General features: G+C 66.8%; 19 protein-coding genes. 7 read left to right on the top strand and 12 right to left on the bottom strand.

What is annotated here, in order from left to right:
- Positions 1-36 precede the first annotated feature (36 nt).
- Entirely contained in the window at positions 37-849 is an 813-nt protein-coding gene (locus tag AC5RVB_RS12515; protein WP_227903774.1) for a shikimate 5-dehydrogenase, read from the bottom strand.
- A 161-nt stretch (positions 850-1,010) separates the two neighbouring features.
- Between AC5RVB_RS12515 and AC5RVB_RS12510 the strand changes: the two genes are divergently transcribed.
- The gene (locus tag AC5RVB_RS12510) at positions 1,011-2,156 is read left to right on the top strand and encodes a glutamate--cysteine ligase (protein WP_227903775.1); all 1,146 of its coding nucleotides are present in this window, start codon (positions 1,011-1,013) and stop codon (positions 2,154-2,156) included.
- Between the two features lie 128 nt (positions 2,157-2,284).
- On the opposite strand, the gene tsaD is transcribed toward AC5RVB_RS12510, so the two are convergent.
- The 10 genes from tsaD to uxaC form a co-directional block, all read right to left on the bottom strand.
- Positions 2,285-3,367: a tRNA (adenosine(37)-N6)-threonylcarbamoyltransferase complex transferase subunit TsaD gene (gene tsaD / locus AC5RVB_RS12505; RefSeq protein ID WP_227903777.1), complete on the bottom strand. Its 1,083-nt coding sequence runs from the start codon at positions 3,365-3,367 to the stop codon at positions 2,285-2,287.
- Positions 3,364-3,864, bottom strand: a complete 501-nt coding sequence (gene rimI, locus AC5RVB_RS12500) for a ribosomal protein S18-alanine N-acetyltransferase (protein ID WP_227903995.1) — start codon at positions 3,862-3,864, stop codon at positions 3,364-3,366. Before rimI ends, tsaD begins: the two co-directional genes overlap by 4 nt.
- A 26-nt stretch (positions 3,865-3,890) precedes the next feature.
- Positions 3,891-4,559, bottom strand: coding sequence for a tRNA (adenosine(37)-N6)-threonylcarbamoyltransferase complex dimerization subunit type 1 TsaB (tsaB, locus tag AC5RVB_RS12495; protein WP_494142842.1), 669 nt, complete (start codon positions 4,557-4,559; stop codon positions 3,891-3,893).
- A gap of 58 nt (positions 4,560-4,617) precedes the next feature.
- The gene (gene tsaE, locus AC5RVB_RS12490; RefSeq protein ID WP_494142841.1) at positions 4,618-5,157 is read right to left on the bottom strand and encodes a tRNA (adenosine(37)-N6)-threonylcarbamoyltransferase complex ATPase subunit type 1 TsaE; all 540 of its coding nucleotides are present in this window, start codon (positions 5,155-5,157) and stop codon (positions 4,618-4,620) included.
- Entirely contained in the window at positions 5,154-6,461 is a 1,308-nt protein-coding gene (alr, locus tag AC5RVB_RS12485; RefSeq protein ID WP_494142840.1) for an alanine racemase, read from the bottom strand. The genes tsaE and alr overlap by 4 nt, the downstream gene beginning before the upstream one ends.
- A 12-nt stretch (positions 6,462-6,473) precedes the next feature.
- Positions 6,474-7,016 carry a GNAT family N-acetyltransferase gene (locus AC5RVB_RS12480; protein ID WP_341482219.1) on the bottom strand — a complete coding sequence of 181 codons (543 nt, stop codon included), beginning with the start codon at positions 7,014-7,016 and terminating at the stop codon, positions 6,474-6,476.
- Entirely contained in the window at positions 7,016-8,062 is a 1,047-nt protein-coding gene (gene mgrA, locus AC5RVB_RS12475; RefSeq protein WP_227903783.1) for an L-glyceraldehyde 3-phosphate reductase, read from the bottom strand. The genes AC5RVB_RS12480 and mgrA overlap by 1 nt, the downstream gene beginning before the upstream one ends.
- A 49-nt stretch (positions 8,063-8,111) precedes the next feature.
- A complete protein-coding gene (locus AC5RVB_RS12470) occupies positions 8,112-9,752 on the bottom strand; it encodes a UxaA family hydrolase (protein WP_494142839.1) in 1,641 nt (546 codons plus the stop codon).
- On the bottom strand, positions 9,749-10,975 hold the full coding sequence (gene manD, locus AC5RVB_RS12465; RefSeq protein ID WP_494142838.1) for a D-mannonate dehydratase ManD: 1,227 nt from the start codon (positions 10,973-10,975) through the stop codon (positions 9,749-9,751). Before manD ends, AC5RVB_RS12470 begins: the two co-directional genes overlap by 4 nt.
- A 120-nt stretch (positions 10,976-11,095) precedes the next feature.
- Positions 11,096-12,526 carry a glucuronate isomerase gene (gene uxaC / locus AC5RVB_RS12460; protein WP_494142837.1) on the bottom strand — a complete coding sequence of 477 codons (1,431 nt, stop codon included), beginning with the start codon at positions 12,524-12,526 and terminating at the stop codon, positions 11,096-11,098.
- A 230-nt stretch (positions 12,527-12,756) separates the two neighbouring features.
- On the opposite strand from uxaC, the gene AC5RVB_RS12455 reads away from it, so the two are divergent.
- From AC5RVB_RS12455 to AC5RVB_RS12430, 6 genes are all read left to right on the top strand, one after another.
- A complete protein-coding gene (locus AC5RVB_RS12455) occupies positions 12,757-13,815 on the top strand; it encodes a LacI family DNA-binding transcriptional regulator (RefSeq protein ID WP_227903790.1) in 1,059 nt (352 codons plus the stop codon).
- Positions 13,816-13,825: 10 nt separating this feature from the next.
- Positions 13,826-15,025, top strand: coding sequence for an extracellular solute-binding protein (locus tag AC5RVB_RS12450; protein ID WP_227928809.1), 1,200 nt, complete (start codon positions 13,826-13,828; stop codon positions 15,023-15,025).
- On the top strand, positions 15,022-16,152 hold the full coding sequence (locus AC5RVB_RS12445; protein ID WP_494142836.1) for an ABC transporter ATP-binding protein: 1,131 nt from the start codon (positions 15,022-15,024) through the stop codon (positions 16,150-16,152). The genes AC5RVB_RS12450 and AC5RVB_RS12445 overlap by 4 nt, the downstream gene beginning before the upstream one ends.
- Positions 16,149-17,075: an ABC transporter permease gene (locus AC5RVB_RS12440; RefSeq protein ID WP_494142835.1), complete on the top strand. Its 927-nt coding sequence runs from the start codon at positions 16,149-16,151 to the stop codon at positions 17,073-17,075. Before AC5RVB_RS12445 ends, AC5RVB_RS12440 begins: the two co-directional genes overlap by 4 nt.
- Positions 17,075-17,959 (top strand): ABC transporter permease, encoded by an 885-nt coding sequence (locus AC5RVB_RS12435; RefSeq protein WP_227903797.1) that lies wholly within the window; start codon positions 17,075-17,077, stop codon positions 17,957-17,959. The genes AC5RVB_RS12440 and AC5RVB_RS12435 overlap by 1 nt, the downstream gene beginning before the upstream one ends.
- Positions 17,960-18,056: 97 nt before the next feature.
- The gene (locus tag AC5RVB_RS12430; protein ID WP_494142834.1) at positions 18,057-19,493 is read left to right on the top strand and encodes a mannitol dehydrogenase family protein; all 1,437 of its coding nucleotides are present in this window, start codon (positions 18,057-18,059) and stop codon (positions 19,491-19,493) included.
- Here the strand turns inward: AC5RVB_RS12430 and AC5RVB_RS12425 are convergent.
- Entirely contained in the window at positions 19,490-19,873 is a 384-nt protein-coding gene (locus tag AC5RVB_RS12425) for a VOC family protein (RefSeq protein ID WP_494142833.1), read from the bottom strand. The two genes, AC5RVB_RS12430 and AC5RVB_RS12425, sit on opposite strands and share 4 nt — an antisense overlap.
- Positions 19,874-19,956: the final 83 nt, after the last annotated feature.

Here is a 19,956-nt window from a genome sequence, read left to right as displayed (position 1 = left end):
AGCCGGCGGCTGGCCCGTCAGCCGGCGGCTGGCCGGTCAGGCGCGGGAGAACTCGCTGGCCGCCCGGACCTGCTCGGGTGTGGGCCGCACCCCGGTGTAGAGCACAAACTGTTCCTCCGCCTGGATGGCAATCACTTCGGCGCCGGTGATGACCTGCTTTTCCGCCTTCCGGGCAGCGGCTATCAGCGGCGTCTCAGCGGGCAGCGCGACGACGTCGAACACCACCTTGGCGGCAGCCACGGCGTCGTCGGTGAAGGACTGCACGGACTCATCGGTGCCCGCCATGCCCAGCGGGGTGACGTTGATCAGCAGATCCGCCGTGGAGGTGCCCGGCTCGGCCTGCCAGCTGAAGTCGTACAGATCCGCCAGGGCCCGCCCGGTCCCCTCGTTGCGGGCCACCACCGTGACGTCGGAGAAGCCTGCATCCCGCAGCGCTGCGGCCACCGCTTTGGCCATGCCGCCGGATCCGCGCAGCAGCACCGAGTGCGAGGCAGGCACGCTGTGGTCCCGCAGCAGCCGGGCGATGGCCAGGTAGTCCGTGTTGTAGGCCGTCAGCACGCCGTCGTCGTTCACGATGGTGTTCACCGAATCGATGGCCCGGGCGGAGGGATCCATCCGGTCCACCAGGGCAATCACATCCTCCTTGTACGGCATGGACACCGCCGCGCCGCGGATGGGCAGCCCGCGCACCCCGGCAATCGCCTGCGCCAGGTCAGCCGGCGCAAACGCTTTGTATACGTAGTTCAGGCCCAGCTGGTCATAAAGGTAGTTATGGAAGCGCGTCCCGATGTTGCTGGGCCGGGCGGCCAGCGAGATGCACAGGGTCATGTCTTTGTTCAGGATCGGCATCTACCCATTATGGCCGTGCCCGGCCGGTGGCCCGGCACCCGGACGGGTTTTCGCCGGCGGTTCGCCCGGACCCGCGGCGGTTATAGGATTGTGAAGGTTCTCAAGCGCAAAGATGCGGGTCCGGGCGCTGTTATTTGGTATTGCATGAAGCAGGAGACAGTTTGGAAATCGAGTTCGCCAAGTCCGCGCAGTCAACCCTGGGAGTCGAGTGGGAACTCGCCCTGGTGGACGGCCGCACGGGTGACCTGGTCTCCGTGGCAGACCAGGTGCTGTCCGGTGTCAACGCCAACGATCCGGCGATGCGCGCGGATGAGGAGCACCCGCACATCAAGCAGGAGCTGTTGGAGAACACCGTGGAGCTGGTGACCGGGGTGTGCACCACCGTGGCCGAGGCGAAGGCGGATCTGACCCGCTCCCTCGAAGCCGTCCGCCGGGTCACTGACCCCATGGGCGTGGAGCTTTTCTGCTCCGGCTCCCACCCGTTCAGCGCGCCGAGGTCACAGCCGGTGACGGACAAGGAACGGTACGCAAAGCTCATTGACCGCACCCAGTGGTGGGGCCAGCAGATGCTCATTTACGGTGTGCACGTCCACGTGGGACTGGACAGCCGGGACAAGGTCCTCCCCGTCCTGGACGGACTGGTGAACTACTTCCCGCACTTCCAGGCGCTCTCCGCCTCGTCGCCGTTCTGGTCCGGGGAGGACACCGGGTACGCCTCGCAGCGGGCCATGATGTTCCAGCAGCTGCCCACGTCCGGGCTGCCTTTCCAGTTCGCATCCTGGGCGGAGTACGAGTCCTACGTGGCGGACATGCTCACCACCGGCGTGATTGACTCCATCAGCGAAATCCGCTGGGACATCCGGCCGGTTCCGGGGCTGGGCACCATCGAGATGCGGGTCTGCGACGGTCTGGCAAGCCTGCAGGACATCGGCGCGGTGGCGGCGCTTACCCAGTGCCTGGTCCACGAGTTCTCCTCGATCATCGACGCCGGCGGCACCATCCCCACCATGCCGCCGTGGCACGTGCAGGAAAATAAATGGCGGGCTGCCCGCTACGGGCTCGAAGCCATTGTTATTCTCGACGCCGCGGGCAACGAAAAGCTGGTTACCGAGCATCTGCTCGAAGATGTCCTGCCCCGGCTTGAGCCCATTGCGGAGCAGCTGGGCTGCAGCAACGAGCTGAACGACGTCCGCACCATTATTGAACGGGGCGCCGGCTACCACCGCCAGCGCCGTGTCGCCGCGGAGAACGACGGCGACCTGCGCGCCGTCGTCCTGGACGGCATCGCCCAGCTGCGCGGGGCCTGATCCGGCGGAGTCTGCCAAAAAGCATGAAGGGCCCCGGCGGGATAACTGCCGGGGCCCTTCTGCCGACTGGAGTTGCGGGGCGCGGATGCGCCGTCTGCCGTCTGCCGTCTGCCGTCTGCCGTCGAACGCTACGCGCCGGCGGGAGCCAGATGGATGCTGGTCACGGGCAGGGACGGGTCCGTGCCGAAACCGATGCCGGAGGGTTCCCCGCCGGCCATTACCACCTGCGCGCCCAGGGCAGCCACCATGGCGCCGTTGTCCGTGCACAGGGAGATGGGCGGGACGCGCAGCGTGATTCCTGCGGCGGCGCAGCGTTCCCCGGTCAGCTCCCGCAGCCGGGAATTCGCCGCCACTCCCCCGCCGAGCAGCAGATTGGTGATGCCGTGCTCGGTGCAGGCCAGGACGGCCTTGGCGGTGATGACGTCCACTACTGCCTCCTGGAAGGACGCGGCGATGTCCGCCACCGGCAGCTCCTGCCCGGCGGCCTCGTACTGCTCCACGCAGCGGGCCACGGCCGTCTTGAGGCCGGAGAAGGACCAGTCGTAGCGGTGCGGGCCCGGGGCCTCAGCGGTGCCCATGTACTTGGGCTGGGTCAGGCCGCGCGGGAAGCGGATGGCTTTCGGGTTCCCTTCACGGGCCAGCCGGTCAATGGCCGGCCCGCCCGGGTAGCCCAGCCCCAGGATGCGTGCCACCTTGTCATAGGCCTCGCCCGCGGCGTCGTCAATGGTGGAGCCAAGCAGTTCAACATCACTGGTGAGGGAGGCAACGCGCAGGATTTCCGTGTGTCCGCCGGAGACCAGCAGCGCACCGAGGTTATCCGGCAGCGCGCCGCCGTCGAGCACGCCCACTCCCACGTGCGCCACCAAATGGTTGATCGCGTACAGCGGCTTGCCGGTGGCCAGGGCCAGTGCCTTTGCGGCGCTGACGCCCACCATCAACGCGCCGGAGAGCCCGGGCCCGGAGGTGACGGCGATGGCGTCCAGGTCCGCGAGGCTGACGCCCGCTTCGGCCAGGGCCGCCTGCAGGGCAGGCACCACGGCATCAAGATGGGCGCGGGAGGCGATTTCCGGGATCACCCCGCCAAACCGCACGTGTTCCTCCATGGAGGAGGACACCGTGTTGGTCAGCAGCTGCGTGCCCCGGACAATGCCGACGCCCGTCTCATCGCAGGAGGATTCGATGCCAAGCACCAGCGGGTCGGTACGGTTCATTTGCTGTCCTTTTGCTGTTGTTCGGATGCTGCGGGGCCGGGCACGGCGGGGCCGGGCGCCCCGGTCCAGGCGGCCAGCGGCAGGCGCATGATGAGTGCGGAAGCGCCGTCGCGGTAGTAGCGCGGGCGGATGTGGATCTGTTCGAAGCCGAACCAGCGGTACAGCCGCTGGGCACGGGGATTGTCATCCCGCACCTCCAGCAGCACGTCTTCGGCGCCGCGCTGTTTCGCCTCCTCCACGAGTGTGGCCAGCAGCCGGGAACCGATGCCGGATCCCTCATTTTCGGGCACAACCGCGATGGTCTGGACGTCCGCGATGGGCAGGACACACATCAGGCCGGCGTAGCCGATTACCGTGCCCGCCGGATCTTCCGCCACGTAGTAGGAGCGGGTGTCCGTCTGGGCGAGTTCATCGTGGAACATCTGCAGCGGCCACGCGTCGACGGGAAAAAGCCTGCGCTCCAAGGCATCCACCGCGGGGATGTCCTCGGCGGTCATGGGACGGATGGAGATGGCCGTGCTGCTCACAGGGCACGCTTCCGGGGGCCCGGGACCTTGGCATCGGATTCGCGCAGGTACAGCGGGGTGCTCGGCCACAGCGGCAGGCCGCGCACCAGGCGGGCGGCCGCGGTGCGGCCGAGGGCCTCAGCGGTGGGCTGGGCGTTGGCGAAATCCTTTACGGCGTGCAGGACCTCCGGGTAAAGGCCCGCACCGGCGCCGTAGACCGGCAGGGCCGGAACCTGCGCCGGGTCCGAGACATGCGGACCGTCGAGAAGCTCGGGTGTCCCGCCGGTGCTGCGGTAGGCAGCCCAGTAGACCTCCTTGCGCCGGGCGTCGGTGGCGACGGCAAACTCGTCAATCCCCAGCCGCCAGGCGTCCAGGGCCGCATCCACGGCTATGGCGTCCAGGCTCATGACCCCGTGCAGCGGCTTGTCCCAGGCGAAAGCCAAGGTGCGGGCGGTCGCGATGCCGGTGCGCAGGCCGGTGAACGGCCCGGGGCCGACACCGGTCACCACGGCATCAAGGTCCGCACCGGTCACGCCTGCCCCGGCCAGCAGCCCGGCGATGCCCGGCGCGAGGACCTCGGCGTGGGAGCGGGTGTCTTCGGTGGCGAAGGACGCAATTACTTCCCCCTCCCCGGTGAGCAGTGCCGCGCTGGCTATGGCGGAGGTATCAATGGAGAGGATAAGCACGGTTTCCATTCTACGGCGCGTGCCGTGGTGCCCGTGGTGCGGGACCCGGCCTGCCCCCTCAGCGCAGGTCCGGTGCGTCCTGCCAGCGCGGACCGTAGCCGGCGAGCCGGAGGACGCGCTCCTCATCGGCGTCGTCGTCTGAAAAGTCGGTCCCCGGCGCGGTCCCGGCGGCCAGGGGGCGATCCCCTCCGACCTCCCGGACAAGGGTTATCTCCAGCCGGCTGTCCGCCAGGTGTTCCACCAGGCCGTGGCCCCACTCGACCACGGTGACGGCGCGGTCCATCGACGCTTCGAGATCAATATCATCAACTTCGCCTTCGGAGGCCAGCCGGTAGGCGTCCACATGGACCAGGTCCGGACCGTCGCCGAGGTTGGGGTGTTCCCGAACCAGCACGAAGGTGGGCGAGATGATCCCGGGCCGCACTCCGAGGCCTTCGCCCAGGCCCTGGGTGAAGGTGGTTTTGCCCGCACCCAGTTCCCCGGTGAGCAGCACCAGATCCCCGCGGCGGAGGGTCCGTGCAAGACGGGCGGCCAGGGTCTTGGTTTCTTGGGCTCCGCGGGTCCGGTATTCAGCTTCCCACTGTGCAGACTGCGTCACTGTGCCCGGACCGCCTCGGCCCCGGTTGCTTCCGCTGTTCCGCCCGGCACGTCACCGGACGGCGCTTCACCGCCCGGCACGTCACCGGACGGCGCTTCGGGGACGGCTTCCAGCGCAATGGGCCCGGTTCCGGATTCTTCAGCGGTTCCTGCGGCGCTGTCGATGTAGGTGCGGGAAACCCGCTCGCTGATCCGGGTGATGATTTCATAATTGATGCTGCCGGCGGCCGAAGCCCATTCGTCCACCCCAGGCAGGCCTTCGCCGCCGAAGAGAACCGCTTCCCTGCCGACCAGGGAATCCTCGGTACCGGCGATGCCGGTGCGGCCCAGGTCAATGACCATCTGGTCCATGGCGATCCGGCCGACCACCGGATACACCTGCCCGTCCACCTGGACGGGACCGCCGGTGGCTACGCGGGGAACGCCGTCGGCGTAGCCCAGCGGCACCAGGGCCAGCGTGGTGGGTTCCTGGGTGCGGTAGTGCAGCCCGTAGGAGACTCCCTGCCCGGCGGGGACCTCCTTGCAGGCGGAGATGGTGGTTTTCAGCGTCATCGCCGGGCGCAGTCCCAGCTCGGCCGGGGTCTGTCCGGCAAACGGAGACAGGCCGTACATGCCCAGCCCGATTCGGACCAGGTCGAAATGGGCGTCGGGGCGGGAGAGGGCGCCCGGGGTGTTGGCGATGTGCCGCACCTCGCGGTCCACACCGGCGTCCTCGGCCACGGCGACGGCGATGCGGAACTTCTCCAGCTGCTGATCGGTTTCCGGCCGGTGCGGTTCGTCGGCCACGGCGAAGTGGGAAAAGATGCCCACCACCCGCAGCAGTCCCTCTTCCTGGTAGGCCAGCGCACGGCCCACGAAGGCTTCCCAGAGTTCCTCCGGGCAGCCGTTGCGGCCCAGGCCGGTGTCGATTTTCAGGTGCACCCGGGCCGGCATCTCCAGTTCGCGGGCGGCAGCCACCACCGCGTCCAGGTCCCAGCCGGATACTCCGACGTCGATGTTCTCCCGGATGGCTTCGTCGAACTTCGTCTGGTGCGTGTGCAGCCAGGCGAGCACCGGCGCGGTAATTCCGGCAGCACGCAGTTCCAGCGCCTCGCTGATGTGTGCCACTCCCAGCCAGGCTGCGCCTGCTTCAAGTGCGGCCCGGGCGGTCTGCACGGCACCGTGACCGTAGGCATCCGCCTTCACCACGGCCATGACCCGGGCGGGACTGACAATGTGGGAGAGGTGGCGGACGTTGTGCCGGATGGCGGCCAGGTCGATGACGGCGGCACGTTCTGCCGGGGAAGGGAATTCAGGGTAGTTCACGTCCCTATTCTTTCACTCCCGCACGCTTTCGCCGTCCCGGTCCGGCGCCGTTTCACCCTCTGTCAGCGAACGGTGCATGATGTGCAGTCCGGTCAGGCCGTGCCGCGGGTGCCGGAATGCCTCCGGCACGGTGGCGAGGATCCGGAAACCCAGCGACTGCCACAACCGCACTGCCCGGGTGTTGGTTTCCACCACGGCGTTGAACTGCATGGACCGGTAACCGCGGCGGGCTGCCTCGGCCAGCACATGCTCGGCAAGCGCACGGGCGATGCCGCGTCCGGTGAACGCCGTCCCGGTCATAAACGACGCGTTGGCCACGTGGCTGCCGTTGCCGGGGCGGTTTGGGTGCAGCTGGGCCGTGCCCGCAACGGCTCCGTCCAGTTCAGCGACGAACACGACGGCCGGGGCAGGCTCCAGCCAGAGGGGCCGTGCTGCGTCCTCCGAAGCGGTGGTGTCCCAGCAGTAGGTCTCCCCGGACCGAAGCACCGGTTCCATGATGGCCCAGAGGCCCGGCCAGTCTCCCGGCCGGGCCTCCCGGATGTGCAGTCCCTCCACTACGCCTCGAGGGCGGCGGCCCACAGGTTGATCTTGGAATCCACTGCGTAGTCGTCGATCCGACGCAGCTCGTCGTCGCTGAATTCGAGGTTGTTCACGGCGGCCAGGGAGTCCTCCAGCTGCTTGACGCTGGAGGCTCCGATCAGGGCGGAGGTGATGGCAGAGCCGTCCGGCTGAGTACGCAGGACCCAGGCGATGGCCATCTGCGCCAGGGTCTGGCCCCGGGATTCCGCAATGCTGTTCAGCCCCCGCACCCGCTCCAGGTTCTGATCCGACAGCTGCGAGGGGTCCAGCGACTTGCCGGCGGCGGCCCGGGAATTATCCGGCACCCCGCCCAGGTACTTGTTGGTGAGCAGGCCCTGGGCCAGCGGTGAGAACGCGATGGATCCCGCGCCGACCTCACGCAGCGCCGCGAAGAGGTTGGGGTCCCCCTGTTCCACCCAGCGGTTGAGCATGGAGTAGGAGGGCTGGTGGATCAGCAGCGGGGTGCCCATCTCCCGCAGGATCTGTGCCGCCTCGAGCGTCTTCTCCGGCGAATAGGAGGAAATACCCGCGTACAGGGCACGGCCGGAGCGCACGGCGGTATCCAGGGCCCCCATGGTTTCCTCCAGCGGGGTGTCCGGGTCCGGACGGTGGCTGTAGAAGATGTCCACGTAATCCAGCCCCATGCGTTCCAGCGACTGGTCCAGGCTGGAGAGCAGGTACTTGCGCGATCCCCAGTTGCCGTAGGGGCCCGGCCACATGTCATAGCCCGCCTTGCTGGAGATTACCAGCTGGTCTCGGTACGGGCGGAAGTCATCGCGCAGGTGGCGGCCGAAGTTGGTTTCCGCGGAACCGTAGGGCGGGCCGTAGTTGTTGGCCAGGTCAAAGTGCGTGACGCCCAGGTCGAAGGCACGGCGAAGAATGGCCCGCTGGGTGTCAAAGTCCTTGTCGTCGCCGAAATTGTGCCAGAGCCCCAGCGAGACGGCCGGCAGTTTCAGCCCGCTCTCGCCAACCCGGCGGTACGGCATGGAATCGTATCGGTTTTCCGCAGCTTCATAAGTCATGGCCCCCATAATGCCACCGTGCCCCACGCGGCGCTGCGTACGGGTCCGCTCATGTCACGGCTCCCAGCTGCCACGGGACAAACTCATCCTGTCCGAGTTCCAGTTCCTCACTCACGGTCTGCCGGCCCGAGGCGGTGGCCAGGATCCGGTGGAAGATCCGCTCCCCCATCTCCTGCAGGTCGGTTCCGCCGTCAATGATTTCGCCGCAGTTGATGTCGATGTCTTCCGCCATCCGGCGGTACAGCTCCGTGTTGGTGCCCAGTTTGATGCTGGGCACCGGGCGGCAGCCCAGCACCGAACCGCGTCCGGTGGTGAAACACACCACCGTGGCCCCGCCAGCCACAATTCCGGTGACGGATACCGGGTCATAGCCCGGTGTATCCATAAAAACGAGCCCGGGCCCGCGGATCCGGTCCGCATAGCCAATGACATCGGTGAGCTCGGCACGGCCTGCCTTGGCAACGGCGCCCAGCGACTTTTCCAGGATGGTGGTCAGTCCGCCGGCCTTGTTGCCCGGGGACGGGTTATTGTCCAGGCTGCCTCCGCCGCGGAGCGCGTACTCCTGCCACCAGCCCAGCCGGTCCAGCAGCCGCTCCCCCACAGTGCGGGTTACCGCCCGGGCGGCAAGGAGGTGTTCCGCACCGAAAACTTCCGGTGTTTCAGCCAGGACGGAAGTGCCGCCCCAGCCGACCAGCCGGTCCGAGGCCACGCCCAGCGCCGGATTGGCGGTGATGCCGGAGTAGCCGTCCGATCCGCCGCAGTTCATCCCCAGGACCAGCTCCGAGACATCGATCGGTTCGCGCCGGCATTCGTTCAGCACCGGCAGCATGCGCCGGACTGCCTCCACGCCGGCACGTACCGATGCCCGCACCCCGCCGGATTCCTGGATGACCAGCCGCTCAACCAGCTCGGCGGATATCTCCGCATCGATCAGGCGGTCGGCCTGCAGCATTTCGCAGCCCAGCCCCACCACCAGCAGTCCGGCGAAGTTCGGATGGTGGGAATAGCCGGACAGGGTCCGGAAGAGAATCTCTGCACCTTCACTGCCAGCCACCAGGCCGCAGCCGGAGGAATGCGTCAGTGCCATCACGCCGTCGATATTGGGGAAGGCATCAAGGACCGGGCCGCGGAACTGGTCCGCGATCATCCGGGCGGTGCTCGCGGAGCAGTTGACGGAGGTCAGAATTCCGATGTAATTCCGCGTCCCGGCACGCCCGTTGCGCCGTCGGTAGCCCTGGAAGACCGGCCGCGGACCGTCCGGCGCCGGCGGCTGGAAGCATGCCGTGCCGAACTCAATGTCCTGCCCGGCTTCTGCCATCGCCAGGTTGTGGCTGTGGACATGGTCTCCGGCGGTAATCGGTGTGGTGGCCTGCCCAATGACCTGCCCGTATTTGTGTACCCGGTCTCCCGCGGCGATATCCGCCAGCGCCAACTTGTGCCCCTGCGGAATGTTGGCGGCGGGAACCAGGACGGACCCTCCGGGCCCCTCCACCGGCTCCCCTGCCGGGAGCAGGCGCAAGGCTACGCCTACTTCGTCCCCGTCAGCGAGGCGCAGCACGGCGGTGTGCCGTGCGGGTCCGCTCTGCGGGTTTTCGCTGTGCGGGCTGTCGCTGTGCGGGCTTTCGCTGTGCGGGCTTTCGCTGTGCGGCTCGGCGGTATTGCCCGCCGGCACCCCGGGAAGGCTGCTCACCAGTCGTGCACCGTCCCGTCCAGCAGCCGGTTGACCGGCAGGTACGCAGGTGTGTAGTCAAAGGATTTGGCGGCCTCGTCGTCGTAATCCACGCCCAGTCCCGGAGCCTCGCCCGGGTGCAGGAGCCCGTCCCTGAAGCTGTAGCCGGTGCGGAAGACGCGCAGCGTGTCCTCGGAGTGTTTCATATACTCCTGGATCCCGAAGTTGTGCAGCGCCAGGCCCAGGTGCAGCTGGGCGGCCTGGCCCACCGGGGAAATATCCGTGGGTCCGTGGAACCCGGATTTAATCGAGTAAACGGCCGCGAAGTCCATCAGCTTCCGCAGCGCGGTGATGCCGCCGGTGTGGGTGACGGCCGAGCGGACATAGTCGATCAGCTGCTCGGTAATGAGGGTCTGATAGTCGTACACACTGTTGAACACTTCCCCGATGGCCAGCGGAACCGTGGTCTGCGAGCGCACGCGGCGCAGCGCCTCCTGGTTTTCCCCCGGTGTGCAGTCCTCCAGCCAGAACAGGTCATAGGGTTCGAGCGATTTTCCGAGCCCGGCAGCCTGGTTGGGGGTCATCCGGTGATGGCCGTCATGCAGCAGGACCAGTTCCGGACCGAACTCAGCCCGGACATCGGCGAAGACCTGGGGAATGTGGCGAAGATACGCCCGCGTGTCCCAGGCTTCCTCGGCGGGCAGCGGAGCCCGCAGCGCGGGTTCGTAGTCGTAGCGCTGTCCGGGCCGCTGGTCCGCGGCGACCCCGTAGATCTGACCCAGTCCGGGGACTCCCGTCTGGACCCGGATGGCCCGGAAGCCCTGGTCCAGGTGATTGCGGATGGAGGTGAAGAGTGAATCCCGGTCGCTGCCCGAGGCATGGCCGTAGGCCAGGCAGCCCGTGCGTGACGCCCCGCCCAGCAGCCGGTAGAGCGGCAGCCCGGCCTCCTTGGCCAGGATGTCCCAGAGCGCGACGTCGACGGCGGCAATCGCTGCCATGGTGATCGGGCCGCGGCGCCAGTACGCCCCGCGGTACAGGTACTGCCAGGTGTCCTCGATCCGGCGTTCATCCCGGCCGATCAGCAGCGGCACCGCGTGTTCCTTCAGATAGGCGGCCACCGCCAGTTCACGGCCGTTGACGGTGGCATCACCCAGCCCGACCACCCCGGAATCGGTGGTCAGCCTGAGCGTGACGAAGTTGCGGCCGGGGCTGGTGACCAGCACTTCTGCAGAGCGGATTGCCATGGTCTCTCCTTGGTAGGGGCGGTGCTGATAGTGGCGGTGGTGATAGGGGTTGTGCTGACAGGTGTGGCGCCGGTAGGGGTGGAACTGAGCGGGATGAAACCGTGCGCCCGGTCGCGGTTCTCAGGGCCGGGGCGCGTAGGACTGCAGCGGAAGGTTGTAGGCGAGGTCTATTCCGGTCTCCACGGCCTCTGCCGCCGCCAGCCTGCCTTCCGCGACCAGACGGGCCAGGAAACCCGCATCGACCCTTCGGGCCAGGTCATGCCGGGCGGGGATGGACGCCAGCGCACGGGTGTCGTCAACGAAACCGCTGGTGTTGTAAAAGCCCGCGGTCTCCACCGCCGATTCGCGGAACCGGCGCATCTGTTCGGGACTGTCCAGGAACCACCAGGGCGCACCAAGCCGCAGGGCGGGATAGGCGCCGGCCAGGGGCGCCAGCTCCCGGGAGTACACCGTTTCGTCAGTGGTGAAGACAATCATCCGGAAACCCGGATCCATGCCGAAGCTGTTCAGCAGGGGCTGCAGCGCACGGGTGAATTCCACCCGCACCGGAATATCGAACCCCTTGTCGGTTCCATAGCGGCTGCGGACGGCGCTGCTGTGGTTGCGCAGCACCCCCGGATGCAGCTGCATCACCAGCCCGTCCTCGGCGGACATGCGCGCCATTTCATACAGCATTCCGCCGGCGAAGGCTTCGGCTGCCGCCGCATCGGACTCACCGCGCAGCGCGGCGGCAAAGATGCTCCGGGCGTCGGCCGGATCCAACGGCTCGGCCGACGCGCTGAGATGTCCGTGGTCCGTGGCCCTGGCACCCGCCTGCAGGAACGCTGCCCGGCGTTGCCGCAGGGCCAGCAGGAACGAGTCGTAATCCCCCGCTTCGATGCCGGAGACTTCCGAGAGCCGGCGGACGTCGGCCGCCCAGCCGGGCCTGCGGATGTGCAGCAGGTCATCGGGACGGAACGTGGGCAGGATCCGCTGGCGCCCTTCCTGCTCTGCAAGCTTCCGGTGCCCTGCAAGGCCGGAGGCGGCAGAGTCGGTGGTGGCCAGCAGTTCCACGTTGAAGCGGTCCAGCAGCGCCCTGGGGCGGGACTCGTCCCGGGCCAGCCGGTCAAGAAGAAAATCGTAAAGCCCGTCGGCGGTTTCCTCCGAGGGAGGTGCAGGAGCCTCGAAGACCACCGCCAGTTCGTGTTCCAGCCAGTAGCGGGTGGGGGTTCCCCGGAAGAGTTTCCAGTTGCGGCAGAACCGGCGCCAGACCTCGCGGGGATCCGTCTCGTACGGGGATCCGTCCTGTGTGGGGATACCCAGTGCTGCGGGGCTTTCCCCCTGCGAGACGAGCATACGCACGAGGTAGTGGTCCGGGATCACGAACATCTCGGCGGGATTGGCAAAGGGCTCGTCCTGCACCAGCAGGTCCACGTCCACGTGCCCGTGCATCGACACAATGGGCAGTGCGGCGGTGGAGGCGTAGATTTCGCGGGCCAGGGCCCGGACGCCGGGCTCGGCCGGCAGGGCCCGATCCGGGTCCAGCTGCCAGGCGGTGCGCTGTTCAGTCACGTTGATGCCTCTCCTTTGAAACACGACGTTTGCAACAAATGCCACGCCCTGCACGGCCTGGTGCACTCCAATATGCGGGTGAATGCCTGAGAAGGCAAGGCCTTTCCGGGAGCGAATCAGCTTTGGAAAATCCGAACGGCGAAAGTATTGACACGGTTTGCAAACGATTGCATTGTGTGGTGTACGCCACACTCCGGTGGCCGCGACAACGAGGTGAGGCGGGTCCTGCAATGGCGGGTGCGGTAACTGTCAGGGATGTAGCGAGACTGGCCAGCGTCTCCGCATCAACGGTTTCACGTGCCCTCTCAGCATCGAACCTGGTCGCCCCGCACACCCGCGACCGCATCCTCGCCGCCGCAGCCCAGCTCGGGTACAGCGTGAACACCTCCGCACGCGGCCTGATCACCGGACGCACCAGCAACTTCGGCCTGGTGGTGCCGGATCTGGAAAACCCGTACTTCGCCTCAGTCACCAAGGGTGTGCAGGGCCGGGCCCTCAGCGAGGGCTACGCCGTTTTCGTGGCGGACTCGGACGAGGACGTGCGTGCGGAGATCGAGCTCGTACGGAAACTGGCCTCCCAGGTCGACGGGCTGATTCTCTGCTCCCCGCGCATGTCGGATGAGGATCTCGGGCAGATCGCCCGGGACACCACCATGGTGCTGATCAACCGGCGGCTGCCGCAGGTGGACAGCATCACTGTCGATGACACCGAGATTGTCCGCCAGGCGCTGGGACACCTTTACGCCCTGGGGCACCGCACGGTGTCCTACGCCGGCGGACCGGCGACGTCGTGGTCGGACAGCCAGCGCCGGAACGGCATCCGCCTGGCCCTCACCGATCTGCCGGGGCTCGAGGTAGTCAGCATCGGCTCCTTCCCGCCGGTTTTCGACGGCGGACTCTCCGCAGCTGACCTGGCGGCGGCGTCGGGCGCAACCGCGGTGCTGGCCTACAACGACCTCATGGCACTTGGCATCCTCTCGCGCCTGCAGGCGCGGGGCATACGCGTACCGGAGCAGATGAGTGTGGTGGGCATCGATGACGTCAGCGCCGCCACCCTGGTCTCGCCAGCGCTCACTACCGTCCGCGCTCCCCTGCGCAAGGTCGGAACGGCGGCCGTGGACGCGCTGATCGACCGCATTCTTCCCGAACGCCGGGATCTGCCGCCCGAGGCCCTGCCCATCCACCTGATGATCCGCGATTCAACATCCGTTCCCCACCGTTCAGCAGTGCCCCTCACGTCCCGCGAAGACGCAGGACTCAATGAAAGGTCAAGCAATGCGAAACAGTAAGAAATTGCAGATGGTTTCAGTCTTCGCGGCGACTGCGATGCTCGCAGCAGCCTGCGGGGCGCCCGGAGGAAATGCCGGCGGGGAAGAGCTCGCCACGAGCGACGTTCCCGATGCCCCGTCAGAGGCGGTGACGCTGAACATTCTCGACGTTGCCGGCAACAAACAGCTGACCGAAGGGATCTTCGACTCCTTTGTCAGCGAGCACCCCGATGTTGTCTCGGGAGTTACGTGGGAAACTGCGGGTGCACCGGATATGGCGGGGAAGGTCAAGGCCCAGCAGCAGGCAGGGAACCTGCAGATTGACCTGGTGCTCACCGGAACCGACGGCCTGTCCGCAGGGATCAGCGAGGATCTCTTTGTCCCCATCGCCGCGGACTACAAGGACCGGCTCTCCAATATGGACAACTACCAGGAGCCTGCAGCGGAAATGCAGAAACTGGCCGAGGACAAGGGGGTGGCCCTGACGTACTACCCCTCGGGTCCGCTGTTGGAGTACAACCCCGAGAAGGTTCCCAACCCGCCCACCACGGCCGAGGAGCTGCTGACCTGGACCCAGGAGAATCCCGGCCGGTTCGGGTACGCGCGCCCGGCAAACTCAGGTCCCGGCCGCACCTTCCTGATGGGGCTGCCCTACATCCTTGGCGACGACGATCCCAAGGACCCGGCGAACGGCTGGACGAAAACGTGGGACTACCTCCAGCAGCTGAACCAGAACATCAGCTCCTACCCCACCGGCACCGGCGTCACCATGAACAACCTGAAAAACGGGACCTGGGACATGGCACTGACCACCACCGGCTGGGACATCAATCCGAGGGCACTTGAGCAGGTGCCGGCCAACTTCGAGGTGCAGGCGCTGGAAGGCTTTACCTGGGTGACAGATGCCCAGTACGCGGTTGTCCCCAAGGGCGTGTCTGCGGACAAGATGTCGGCCATCCTGCAGGTCCTGCAGTATGCCCTGACCCCTGAGCAGCAGGCGAAAACCTATGACAGCGGCTATTTCTACCCGGGTCCGGCCGTTGAAGGCGTGACCCTGGACATGGCCCCGCAGAGCAGCCAGGACGTCATCGCCAAATTCGGCCGTCCTGAATACGACGCCCTCATTGAGGACAACCCCAAGGCAACCCCGATCAGTGCCGAGGATCTGGTCACGGCCTTTAACACCTGGGATACCGACGTGGCGAGCGGAAAGATCGAAGAAAAGAAATGAGCATCCAGGCAACTTCCTTCAAGACACTGGAGCTCGAGCACGTCGCCAGGAATTTCGGCGGACAGGCGGCTCTTAGCGACCTGAACCTGAATATCCGCAGCGGCGAATTCATCGCCCTGCTCGGACCCTCCGGCTGCGGAAAGTCCACGGCGCTGAACTGCCTGGCCGGGCTGCTGCCCCTCACCGGCGGACGCATCCTCATGGACGGCCGCCAAATAGACCGGTTGGTGCCGGAAAAACGGGGCTTCGGCATGGTATTCCAGAACTATGCGTTGTTTCCGCACCTGAGCGTGGAGAAAAACATCGCGTTCGGGCTGGAAATGCGCAGGATCCCCCGGGCCGAGATCAAAACCAGGGTGGCGGAGGCCATCGAGCTGGTCCAGCTCGGCCCGCATGCCAGGAAACTCCCCGGGCAGATGTCCGGCGGACAGCAGCAGCGGGTCGCCATCGCGCGCGCCGTAGTGCTGCGTCCCCCGCTGGTGCTGATGGATGAACCGCTCTCGAACCTGGATGCGAAGCTCCGGCTGGAGATGCGGACCGAAATCCGCCGCCTGCACCAGTCCCTCGGCCTGACCACGATCTACGTCACCCATGACCAGGAGGAGGCACTGTCCCTCGCTGACCGTCTGGTGGTGCTGCGCCAGGGCGAAGTCCAGCAGGTGGGCACGCCCCAGGACCTGCATGAGCACCCCACCAACTGGCACGTTGCCGACTTCATGGGGTACCGGAACCTGCTCGACGGCGTCGTGGAGCATACGCGCGGCGGCATGGCCACTGTCTCCGTAGCGGGCACGGGCATCACCGGCGCCACCCGGGATCCGCTTGCCCCGGGAGACGCAGTGAAAGTGGGGATCCGCCCCGAGGACTTCGAAATCACCGATGCGGGCGGCCCGGACGCCGGCCATACCCGGCTCGAAGCGGTGGTCGAAGTGGTCGAATACCAGGGCCGGGAATTCGCGGTCGAAGCCCGGACCGACACCGGCCAGGCACTCCACATCCGGACCCACCGCACGGCCGAAGCAGGGCAGCGGATCACGGTCTCGGCGCCCCACGAACGGGTCCTTGTTTTTGCTTCAGCCCTGACGGCTGCGGCGCCCGTCCCGGAGCTGCAGGAGGCCACGCCATGACCCAGGCGCCCGGGAGGTCCCGCAGCGCCGCCCCGGAAAAAACCGGAACCCGCCCGGCACTCTCCCACCGGCTTGCCGAGCGCGGCATCGACCGGCTGCTCCTGCTGCTGGTGCCGGCCCTGCTGTTCGCCCTAGTGCTGTTTGTGTATCCGTTTGTCTACGGCCTCGGGCTGTCCTTCCAGCCGCGTGAAGGCGGCCTGTTCGGTGCCTACATCAAGTTCTTCACGGATCCCTCCATGCGGGGACTGGAATCCATCTGGATCACGCTGAAGCTCGCAGTCCCGGCCGCCGTCTTTAACGTTGCCGCCTCAATTCCCATCGCCTACAAGATGCGGGGAAAGTTCCGCGGCAAGCGGGCGCTGACCACCGTTCTGGTCATTCCGATTACCCTCGGCACCGTGCTGACAGCCGAAGGGCTGCTGAACTTCTTCGGCCAGCGCGGCTGGCTCAACCGGTTCCTGGAGATTTTCGGTTTCGGTCCCCTGGACCTGGTGCAGAACTACTGGGGAGTGCTGTGGTCCCTGATCATCTCGGGGTTTCCTTTCGCCTTCCTGCTGATCCTCTCCTACCTGTCCGGAATCGACCCCTCGTTGGAGGCCGCCGCACAGACGCTGGGCGCGGATTGGAAGCAGAGGTTCCGGAAGATCACGCTGCCGCTCCTGGCTCCCGGCCTGGCCATCACCTTCTGCCTGACCTTTGTCCTGGCCTTCAGCGTTTTTCCGTCGGCCATCCTGGTGGGTGACCCGTCCGGCTCCACCCGGGTGATCGCCTACGTCGCCTACAACGCCTGGGGGCAGCAGTTCGACTATCCCCTGGCATCTGCCGCCGCAATTGTCATGGGTGCGGTGGAACTACTCGTCATTATCCTGGTGCTGCTGTGGCGGTCCCGGATGTACAAGGGAAGCACCGGAGGCAAAGGCTGATGAGCGCAACCATCCTCAAGGACACCGAGGCACCGCCGGTACCGGAGCCCGGACGGCGGCAGTTGAAGGCCACCCCGGGAACGTTCCTGGTCTGGGGCGGCATGGCCCTGTTCCTGATTCTCCTTTTCGGCGTTGTCGCCTCCGTGGTGGTGAACTCCTTCGCCGGCCAGTGGTTCGACTCCTGGTTCCCCTCCGGCTATACAACCGCCTGGTACGGGGAAGCCTGGCAGCAGTACGACCTCACCCAGGTGGTCAGCACCACCGTGATTGTCGCCGTGGCCGTCGTCGGCATTTCGGTCCTCATCGGTGCGCCCGCCTCCTATGTCCTTGCCCGGCGCAGTTTCCCCGGCAAGAACATAGTCATGCTGGTCTTCCTCCTGCCGATTATGATGCCGCCGATCACGTACGGCATTCCGCTGGCGACACTGCTGACCTACTACCATCTGGCACCTGGCCTGACCGGGGTCATCCTGGCCAACCTGGTGCCTTCGGTACCGTTCGTCATCCTGACCATGACGCCGTTCATTGAACAGATCAACCCGTCCATCGAGTCCGCCGCGCGCATGTGCGGAGCCAATATGACACGGTTGTTTACCCGGATCCTTGCACCGCTGCTGATTCCGGGGGTGCTGGCCGCGGCTGTGCTGGTCCTGGTGCGCACCGTCGGAATGTTTGAACTAACCTTCCTCACCTCCAATTCAAGTTCCGACACCCTGGTGGTGGCACTCTTCACGGCGATGACGGGGGCCGGCATCCGGGCACAGCAGTCGGTGGACGCCATGGCCGTGATTTACATGCTCATGATGATGGTGCTCCTGGTGGTTGCGCTCCGGTTCGTGAATCCCACGCAGCTGGTTTCCCAGGTGCGTGAAGATGTGGACTGAGACCGGCCCACAGATCCCTCCTGCCGGGGAAGCGGCTCCGCGGTTGAGCCGGGCGTCCCTTGCGTCCGCCGGATGCGGTTCCGCGCTCGGTCCCGCGGTGGATCCGGGCAGCCTGCGGACCGGAATGGTCCATCTGGGGCTGGGGGCCTTCCACCGGGCACACCAGGCGGTGTACACCGAAGACGCTGCCGCTGCCACCGGCGACACCGGTTGGGGAATCCTGGGTGTGACCGGCAGGAGCGCCCGGGTGGCCGACACGCTGAAACCGCAGGACGGGCTGTACACGGTGCTGACGAAAGCGCAGCCCGGTGCGGGCAATGCGGCCGATGCATCACTTCGGATCATCGGATCGCTGCGCGGCGCTGTGTTTCCCGGCCGTGACACACCACTGGTGCTCCGGGCACTGGCAGAACCGGACACCCGGGTGCTGACCCTGACGGTGACGGAGAAGGGCTATCCCCGGGATGCCTCAGGACATCTGGCCATGGCCGACGGCGTGGCAGCGGACCGGGCCACCCTTGCTGCTGACAGCCGGCAGCGCCCGGCGTCCTCCGACGTCGCCGCCCGCACCCCGCTGGGCCTGCTGGCACGCGGCCTGTTTGCCCGCTACCGCTCATCGGGTGCCCCGCTCAGCGTGGTGTCCTGCGACAACCTCATTAGCAACGGTGCCCTGACGCGAACACTGGTCACGGAACTCGCGGAAGCCGGGGGCACCGGCTTTTGTGCCTGGCTGCAGGAATCGGTGACGTTCCCCTCCACCATGGTGGACCGGATTGTCCCGGCAACCACGGAAGCAGACCGGCAGCTGGGCAGCGGCATACTCGGGCTCCGGGACGAGGCACTCGTGGTGGCGGAGCCCTTCGGCCAGTGGATTCTGGAGGATGACTTCGCCGCCGCCCGGCCGGCCTGGGAACTGGCCGGGGCGGTCCTGACCCCTGACGTGGCCCCGTTCGAAGCCGCGAAGCTGCGCCTGCTCAACGGCACCCACTCACTGCTGGCATACCTGGGTGCGCTGAAGGGTTACGCCACCATCGCCGACGCGGCAGCGGATGAGGACCTCGCCGCTGACGCGTCCGCGCTGCAGGCGGAGGCCATCCGCACCCTGGTTCCGCCCCCGGGGGTGGACCTGGAGGAATACTCGGCTTCCATCCTGGCCCGGTTCCGTAATCCGGCCCTCGGCCACACCACACTCCAGGTGGCCATGGACGGTTCCCAGAAGCTTCCGGTCCGCGCCCTGGCGACGGTGGCGGACCTGTTGGCTCTGGGTACGGTTCCGGAGGCCCTGGCCCGGCTGGTGGCCGCGTGGATGGTGTTCGTTTACCGGCAGCGGAATGTCCACGGTTCCGTGCTGCCGCTGGAGGACCCGTTGCGGGAAACCCTGGCCGCACAGGCTGCCGGCCCGGAATCCGGGCTTGTCGACAGGCTCCTGGACCTCTCCGCGGTGTTCCCGCCCCCGGTGGCCGGCCACCCCGGTTTCCGTGCAGCCGTCAAGGTCCATGCCGCTGAGCTGCTCGCCGCGGTTCCGGGGCGCTAGGGCCGTGTTGCGTGCCCGGTCCACATGCCGAAGGACACCCCGGTTGGATCTCGAAAAATGCCGAACCACCGATCGGCGCCACCCAAAGCAACCCGGGATCGCTCTACCAGGCCGCCGAGCGCTGCAACACGGTCGAGCCCTGCCTCAAGGTCATCGACCGCCACATACAACCGCGGTCCTGCAGACGGAGGAGGTGCCGACGGGTCCGCCCGCTGAAGCCCGCCTATTCCGCGATCGCCTGCCTTGATGATCCAGTAGTCCGCTCCGAGCTCCGTGTCCTCGAAGGCAGGCTCAAAAGACCAGCCTGAGAGCGCCGCGTGGAACTGCTGAAAAAGCTCCGGATCTGTCGTCTCGACTTCCCACCACACCACCTCGTCCATGGCCTCATGCTATGGACTAGCGGACAGGCCACGTTCCTCAACACGCCCTGGCGGTTCCTAAGGCCAGGCAGGCCGCCGGGCAG

Source organism: Arthrobacter sp. Y3225209 (assembly GCF_059090685.1).
The sequence above is the reverse complement of the archived record's forward strand: the minus strand, read 5'-3'. Positions and strand labels throughout refer to the sequence as shown.

Coding starts and splice junctions, on each gene's coding strand:
- AC5RVB_RS12515 (WP_227903774.1), bottom strand. CDS start 849: ATGCCGATCCTGAACAAAGACATGACCCTGTGCATCTCGCTGGCCGCC.
- tsaD (WP_227903777.1), bottom strand. CDS start 3,367: ATGAACCGTACCGACCCGCTGGTGCTTGGCATCGAATCCTCCTGCGAT.
- rimI (WP_227903995.1), bottom strand. CDS start 3,864: ATGACCGCCGAGGACATCCCCGCGGTGGATGCCTTGGAGCGCAGGCTT.
- mgrA (WP_227903783.1), bottom strand. CDS start 8,062: ATGACTTATGAAGCTGCGGAAAACCGATACGATTCCATGCCGTACCGC.
- manD (WP_494142838.1), bottom strand. CDS start 10,975: ATGGCAATCCGCTCTGCAGAAGTGCTGGTCACCAGCCCCGGCCGCAAC.
- AC5RVB_RS12455 (WP_227903790.1), top strand. CDS start 12,757: ATGGCGGGTGCGGTAACTGTCAGGGATGTAGCGAGACTGGCCAGCGTC.
- AC5RVB_RS12450 (WP_227928809.1), top strand. CDS start 13,826: ATGGTTTCAGTCTTCGCGGCGACTGCGATGCTCGCAGCAGCCTGCGGG.
- AC5RVB_RS12445 (WP_494142836.1), top strand. CDS start 15,022: ATGAGCATCCAGGCAACTTCCTTCAAGACACTGGAGCTCGAGCACGTC.
- AC5RVB_RS12440 (WP_494142835.1), top strand. CDS start 16,149: ATGACCCAGGCGCCCGGGAGGTCCCGCAGCGCCGCCCCGGAAAAAACC.
- AC5RVB_RS12435 (WP_227903797.1), top strand. CDS start 17,075: ATGAGCGCAACCATCCTCAAGGACACCGAGGCACCGCCGGTACCGGAG.
- AC5RVB_RS12425 (WP_494142833.1), bottom strand. CDS start 19,873: ATGGACGAGGTGGTGTGGTGGGAAGTCGAGACGACAGATCCGGAGCTT.